At 63.3% G+C, this 7178-nt stretch carries 6 protein-coding genes; 1 reads left to right on the top strand and 5 read right to left on the bottom strand.

What is annotated here, in order from left to right; genetic code table 11:
* Positions 1-577: 577 nt before the first annotated feature.
* The 4 genes from PU704_RS09160 to PU704_RS09145 form a co-directional block, all read right to left on the bottom strand.
* Complete coding sequence (locus PU704_RS09160; protein WP_277551085.1) at positions 578-874, bottom strand: glycosyltransferase family 2 protein; 297 nt, start codon at positions 872-874, stop codon at positions 578-580.
* A 399-nt stretch (positions 875-1273) separates the two neighbouring features.
* Positions 1274-2503 (bottom strand): O-antigen ligase family protein, encoded by a 1230-nt coding sequence (locus PU704_RS09155; RefSeq protein ID WP_277551084.1) that lies wholly within the window; start codon positions 2501-2503, stop codon positions 1274-1276.
* A gap of 328 nt (positions 2504-2831) precedes the next feature.
* Entirely contained in the window at positions 2832-4358 is a 1527-nt protein-coding gene (locus tag PU704_RS09150; protein WP_277551083.1) for a sugar transferase, read from the bottom strand.
* A 297-nt stretch (positions 4359-4655) separates the two neighbouring features.
* Positions 4656-5114 (bottom strand): hypothetical protein, encoded by a 459-nt coding sequence (locus tag PU704_RS09145; RefSeq protein WP_277551082.1) that lies wholly within the window; start codon positions 5112-5114, stop codon positions 4656-4658.
* A 322-nt stretch (positions 5115-5436) separates the two neighbouring features.
* Between PU704_RS09145 and PU704_RS09140 the strand changes: the two genes are divergently transcribed.
* On the top strand, positions 5437-6666 hold the full coding sequence (locus tag PU704_RS09140) for an MFS transporter (protein ID WP_277551081.1): 1230 nt from the start codon (positions 5437-5439) through the stop codon (positions 6664-6666).
* Here the strand turns inward: PU704_RS09140 and PU704_RS09135 are convergent.
* On the bottom strand, positions 6663-7079 hold the full coding sequence (locus PU704_RS09135; protein ID WP_277551080.1) for a VOC family protein: 417 nt from the start codon (positions 7077-7079) through the stop codon (positions 6663-6665). The two genes, PU704_RS09140 and PU704_RS09135, sit on opposite strands and share 4 nt — an antisense overlap.
* Positions 7080-7178: the final 99 nt, after the last annotated feature.

The raw sequence follows: 7178 nt of genomic DNA, 5'->3' as shown, positions 1-7178 counted from the left end.
GAGCTCCATCGCCGCCTGGCCCGCGGTTACCGCAACCGGGACAACTACCGGCTCCGTATGCTCCTGGCGGCCGGCGGGCTCATCCCCTGATCCCCACTCAATGACCGAAGAGCCCGTAAAGGGCTTGAAAATCAAAATCCCAGTGTGCACGGGGCTTATGGAACCTTTTTTCCAAAGGTGAACGGGATTGGTGATTTGCGAATAGCCGAACCGTACGTGTTGTGTCCTACCGCCTGAAGCAGATCCATGATGAACCGCCACGCATTGGTCGCAACGCACGAGTCGTCCGCGGTGAGCCAGACGCCGGGAATAATCGAGGTCTTCTAACCATGAGTAAAGGGGTAGCTGATCATCGAACAGCAAGCTGGCAGCCGCCGAGTAACGTACGGCAAAATTGCAGCCATAAAGACTTGGCACGTCGACGACCTGCAAAGATGCATGTTCACGCCAGCTTGACTTTAAGGCGGACCGGGCCTCGCCAAAAGACACCGGATACCCTCGGGAGGCACCGTCGAGAATAAGTGAACCTGTAACGCCGACCGCTTCCGGATTTGAATCTAATGCAGATATGGCTGTTTCAATATAATCCGAACGAGGTTGTGTCATCGTCGAAAAAAAAGACATAATCAAAAGACATATCAACTTTCTCGAGTGCGGCATTTCGTTGAGCGGATGCGCCCTTGGCACCAATAACAATTTCAATCCATCCAACATAAGTGTCTATATTTTGGCTGAGATCTTCTGTCGTGGGCGCGGAAACAATCACTCTACTCGGACGGACCGACTGTTCACTAAGATTATCAATAAGATTTGATAAGTGATCCACTCGATTGACGGTGGCGACAATCACTGCAATCTTGGCATGCTTGTCCATTATACTCCTAGCAATTCGGATAAGCGTTTCAGTATGTGACAAAAGTAGATAAATAGGTAACCAACCGAGCGTCAATGCTAAGTACCTCAGGTATGACTATATATCTTCATACTTGGGAGCTTATAGGTTCCGGAGGTAGGCGGGGTAGCACGCTGAGATGAGGACAGACGCGAGGCCTAGTAGATACGGATTTTCTGCAAATCAACTTGTCTGCCAGGAGCATTGGTGCCTGCTGTCCCATCGTGCATTCTCGAGCCCACCTGAGGTCAGTTCCACGCGCTGATGCCGCCACCAACCGACAATCGTCCGCTGGGTTGCCGCCGGCTACGGATCCGGACCGGGCGGTCTTCGATACGCTCGTCCAGGCCCTTTGTGCCGGGGCGCCAGTTCGAGCCATGCTTATTGTCGGTTAGGGTTCATTTCGAGACCAGTCGAACTTCCTGACAAAGTTCCTCCTCGCAGAGGAAATGGAGTTCCGTGCAACGTTGGCACATCGATTTGTGATGTTTGATTCGGTCGGCCCACACAGTGCTCGGCAGCCCGAGGGGTGTCGATGGTAACCCTGTTATTAATCTTGATAATGGAGGCGATAATAAGGGGCGCCCAGTAGGTAACCCGTTCGGTGAGCGCCGAGTTTAAAAGACCAAATCCAATAATAGTCCCTACCACAAGAAGTCCGTAGTTAGATAAGGCACTCCGCGTCTTGCTGAAAAACTGCAAAGTAGGCGCTGCGATGAATGCTGTGTACAACATAAGCAGGACAAAACCACCGCTGGACAATAATTGCAGGGGGATTGCCACGCCGGTCATAGATCCAAACCCACTACCGAACACAGGATGCGTGGCGAAGGCGTCTAAAGCCGCAGTGTTGTATTGGATACGTAGACTGTCGCTGGCCGCGCTAGATCGGTTGGCGAAGCGGGTTGTCGCGAGCAAGGGGGGTACATAGTGAAGCAATGCCACACCGGCAAAGAAGGCCAAAGGCAGGGACAGCAGACGTGCCCACGTACTGCGAATGGCAATGAAAATGCCGACCAAACCTGCGCTGGCACCCACTAGGAGTCCCGCTCTGGAGTCCGCTAAATACAATGCATTCATACAGACAAGGAAGCCGCCTAACCATATGAACTTCGCCAAACGTCCACCGCCTGGTCGGGACCACAGCCAAGTTAACACAGGCAAGGCGATGGCAAGCGAAAACGCCAAAGAATTGGGGTGAAAGGCCAGTCCTATTGCCCTCATCGTCCCCGTCTCGTTATTCACAAAATTTTTGGTGTTGATCGTACCGGTATCGGTCAGGGCGACGATGACGGCATTGACTACAATGCCAAATGCCCACCAGTGTAGTAGTCGCATCAGCCCGGATGCACCGCGTGTCGCTCCTTCAGAATTGATTAGGATTGCAATCAGTGTTGTCCCGAAAAAAATTCGCAGGATGTAATCGAGTCCAACATTCGTGTCTTGTCTAAAAAGTACGCCAATAGCCACAATTAGAATGGACCCAATTGGAGGCAAAAGCATCCACAAGCGCAAGTGCATGGTGCGGCCACCGACCGCCCAGGATAACAATGAGAACATGATTGCAAGCGTTAAGGCAATGTCTACGACGGTGACTTCACGCACGTCCACGCCCGTCCAAGAAGACGTAAAAGCACTCAATGAGATCATTGCCGAGCTGAGCCACAAAAACGGCTGCGATTGTTTCCCCTTAAAGGGCCGCTGAAGCGTAGGCCGTGCGCGAGAACCACTTGACGTCATTTGCGTCGCTGCGCCAAGTTTCCATACTGATGGCACGATAATTCCCTCGGTAGTAGGGCATGAGACTGCGCTCATCGTACGCGGCCCCAGCCGGAGCCCCCTGCATGTCAGGAGAAGTTGAGTCCAGTGATTTTGAAGCGAGAACGTTCCACAACCTCTGCCGATTGAGATGGGTGCCTCCTCGGTGAGCATGTTTAAGTCAGTAGGCTCCGTCTTTAGCCACAACCGCCTTGAAAGTCCGAACGAGGATCAGCGTGTCCAGCAACGGCGACCAGTTCTCCACGTAGTACAGGTCCAGGCGGACTGACTGCTCCACGTCGAGGTCGTTCCGGCCGGAGACCTGCCACAGACCGGTGATGCCCGGCTTCACGCGCAGGCGGCGGTGCATGTACTTGTCGTACTCGTCCACCTCGGCCTGGATCTGGGGGCGGGGGCCCACCATGGACATATCGCCCTTGAGGACGTTGATAAATTGGGGGAGCTCGTCGAGGCTGAAGCGGCGCAGCCAGTGGCCCGGCTTGGTGATCCGGGGGTCGTTCTTCACCTTGAAGAGCAGGGCCTTGCCGCCGGACTCGGCGAGCAGCTTGGGGAGCATCTCAGCGGCGTCCGTGCGCATGGTGCGGAACTTCAGCACCTTGAAGCGCTTGCCGTCCACGCCGATGCGCTCGTGCGCGTAGAAGACCGGTCCGCCGTCGTGCTTCTTGATAATGAGGGCGAGCACGGCGAGAACAGGGGAAAGCAGCGTCAGGGCGGCGGCGGAGCCGAGGACGTCCATGGTGCGTTTCACCAGGGCGGCGCCACGGCTCATCCGCGGGGTGGCCACGTGGATCAGCGGCAGGCCGGCCACCTGCTGCATGTGGATGCGGGGGCCGGCGATGTCGGTGAGGCCGGTGTCCATGACCAGGCGGATGCGCTCGTCCGTGAGCAGCCAGCTGAGCTCGCGGATCTCCCGCGTGCTGAGCGGCACGTTGGAGGACAACACCACGGTCTGGATGCCGTGCTGGTGGCAGGCGTCGATGATGCCCTCCACCGTGGGACGCTCACCGCGGGCAAGGGCGTTCGGAGGCAGCTGCACCCGCTGAAGCTCGGGCGGAAGGGGCTTGAGGGTCGAGGGGGTGTACACGGCGGTGGTGTCGAAGCCGCTGGCAGGAGACTTCCGCAGGGACTGGACCAGCTCCGTCACGCTGGCGATGCGGCCGACCACGAGGGTGCGGGAGACGGATTCGCCGCGGTAGCGCTCCTTGATGAGGCGGTCCCGCACGATGAAGCGTCCGAGGACGAGAAGGCCGATGCCGGCGGGGAGGGCGATCAGGACGTAGCTGCGGGCGGTGGGGATGTTGAAGGCGAAGGAGACGATAGCCACCGCGCTGAAGAGGACGAGGGTGGAGTTGACCACCTGCCGGGTCTCCTCGAGTCCGTGGCCGATGAGCCGGACGTCGCGGGCACCTCGCAGTTCGAGATGGACCCACCAAGTGATGGCGAGCACGATGCCCACGGTCCAGTAGGGGACGGAGAAGTCGCCACCGAGGTGGAGTCCGGCGTTCTCCAGCTGGAAGCGGACCAGCTGAGTGCCGACCATGGCCACGAGGAGCGCCAGGGCGTCCGACCACCGCATGCGCAGGACGTACTGGCGGCGCCAGTCACGGCCTGATGGCGTCTGACGGGCTGTCTCCGGCTGCGGGCGCTGGGCGACGTCCGCCTGGTTGATCTGGTTGACCTTGAGCATGCTGGTGCTCCCTCCCCGAAAAAGCGCGCGGCCACCCGGGGAAGTCGACTCCCGGCCCGGGGAGCGACGGTGGACCGCGCGCTGCATTGCACTTGTCCCCCAGTTTAGGGGCGCAAATGGATGAATAGGCCTCTATGACGAACCGTGTGTGCTTTTGCATCGACCCCTGCCGGGAACGCGCGGAACGGCGTCGCTCCTTGTGGTGACGGGTGTTACGTCGTCAGGCAGGGGGACGGCCCCCGACAGCGCGGGGGCCGTTCGTCGTCCCCCAACGGGGGGACGCCAGAGGTTGTCAGCTCAGGCGGCGCGCGCCGCCCAGCGGTCTCCTGAGCGGCTCAGGTGCTCGGCCTTCAGGCGGCGCAGCACCGGCAGCAGGGAGGCCGCGGTGTAGTCCGGCTTGGCGACCACGGGGGTGCCCTCGTGCCCGTGGGCGGCGAGGAGGGCCTCGAAGCCGGCCTCGTGGCGCTCCAGCAGCACGTGGCTGAAGTAGTACTCGTTGAACACCCGGGACAGCTCCAGGGCGTAGGCCCACGTGGGGGAGCCGGCCTCGGTGCAGGCCTGGGGGCAGTCCCAGTCGGCGGGGGTCCCCACGGCCTCGAGCTGCGAGCGCAGCACGCGCTCCAAAGCCTCCGGGGTGAAGGCGACGGTGAGCTCGGCGACGTCGTCGACGATCTCGAACCGGGTGACGGTGAGGCCGGCGGGGGAGCCGGAGCGCAGGTAGCGCTGGGCGTCGGTGAACAGGGGGGTGAGGGTCATCGGATTCTCGCTTGTCCGTCGAGGGGGATACGGAGCGGGTGGGTGTGTACGAGCGTATCCGGATGACTATGCATGTGGGAGGCGGTTTCTGTCCCCACATGGTCGCCTCGAGACCGGACAAAAGTCTATTGTCAGGGTCTGGTCCCTATGCGGGAAGTGATCCGGCATAGACGTTCGTCCAGACGGGCTCGCTCGGGCCCTCTCGGGGCCACGGCCTACAGGGACGTGCGCCCGGTGGGACTATCCTGACCTCCTCGCAATCTCTTGGCGCGCTCGCGCTTCCCGCGCCACTCCTCTGCCGTGAAAGGCCTGCATGCCGTCCGTGTCCGCTGTCCCGTCGCGTCGTCGTCGAGGTCTGCCCGCCCCTGTCGCCTTCTGGGTGCAGGCGTCCGTGCTGGTGGTGCTGATGGCCGCCTCCAGCGCGCCGAGTCCGCTGTACCCGCTGTACCAGGAGCTGTGGGGCTTCCCGCCGGTGGTGATCACGGTGGTCTTCGCCGCCTACGTCCTCGCCCTGCTCACCGCCCTGCTCACGGTGGGCTCGCTGTCCGACCACCTGGGCCGCCGTCCGGTGGTGCTCGCCTGCCTGGGGCTGGAGATCGTCTCCATGCTGGTGTTCGACCTGGCCGGCAGCGAGGCGGCCCTCGTGGCGGCGCGCCTGGTGCAGGGCGTGGCCACGGGTGCCGCGATGGGCGCGCTGGGCACCTATCTCATCGAGCTGGAACCGCCTGCCCGTCCGGGGCTGGGCACGGTGCTCAACGGGGCGGGGCCCACGCTCGGCCTGGCTGCCGGGGCGGTGGCCTCCAGCCTGATCGTCGCCGCGGCGCCCGGTGCGGTGCACTCGATCTACGTGGTGCTGCTGGCCGTGCTCGTGCTGCAGGTGGTTGCCACGGCGCTGGGCCCCGAGACCGTCGAGCGGACGCCCGGGATCCTGGCCTCGCTGCGGCCGCGCGTCCAGTTCCCACCGGCGGTGCGGCGCTCCGCGCTGTGGGTGCTGCCGGCCGCGGCGGCCACCTGGTCCCTGGGCGGACTGGTTCTGTCCCTGGGGCCCAGCGTGGTCCGCTCGATGACCGGGGAGGACTCCGTGGTCCTCACCGGCCTGCTCGTGGCGGCACTGACCGGCACCGGCGGGCTGACCACGCTGCTGCTCGGGCCGGTCCGGGCCGCCCGTGTCCTGGTGTTCGGCATGAGCACCCTGGTAGTGGGCATGGCCGCCACCGTGGCCGGCCTGCTCACCGGGTCCGTGGGGCTGTACTTCGCCGCGACCGTGGTGGCCGGGGTGGGTTTCGGCGCCGGCTTCCTCGGCGTGCTGCGCACGCTGCTGCCCCAGGCCGCCCCGCACCAGCGGGCGGGGCTGCTCTCGGCGATCTACGTGGTGAGCTACCTGGCCAACAGCATCCCCGCGGTCGCCGCCGGTGCGCTGGCCGAACGGATCGGCCTGGTGCCCACGGCGGTGGGCTACGCCGGGATGGTCCTGCTCCTGGCGCTGTTCGTGCTCGCCGGTCAGGCGGTCCAGGCACGGCCGTCGGCGGGCCCGGGCTCGGCGGGGTCCTAGGCCACGAAGAGGCAGAACGGGTGCCCGGCCGGATCGGCGAACACGTAGAGCGGTTCGTCGGGGTCATCCGCGCGGTCGAGCAGCTGCTCGGCGCCCAGCTCCAGGGCGCGCTCCCGCTGGGCTTCCAGCGACTCTCTGTCCGGGACGGTCAGGTCCAGGTGCAGCTGCTGGGCGACGCCGGAGGCATCGGGCCACGTCACCCGCGGCAGCGCCGGGACCGCCTGGAAGGCCAGCTTGCGCCCTCCGCGCGCGTCGGTGAGCACCAGCCACTCGAGCTCGTCGGCGGCGCCGTCCGCCGGGGGCTCGTCACCGGGCCGGTACTGCAGACCCAGCAGCTGCCGGTAGAACTCGGCCAGGCCCCGGACGTCCGTGGCGTCCAGGACGGTGGTCTGCAGGTGCGGATAGTCGGCCATAAAGGGTCCTTTCCCGGTCCTTTCCCGTGGTGCTTCTGCCTCACCGTAGTCAGGGGCGGTGGAGTGCGGAAGGCACGGGAAGCTGGCAGGTGGGGGACA

The sequence above is a fragment of the Kocuria oceani genome, from assembly GCF_029524215.1.
In the GTDB taxonomy this organism is placed as follows: Bacteria; Actinomycetota; Actinomycetes; order Actinomycetales; family Micrococcaceae; genus Kocuria; species Kocuria oceani.
Note: the sequence above shows the minus strand (reverse complement) of the source record. Positions and strands in the feature narration are given on the sequence as shown.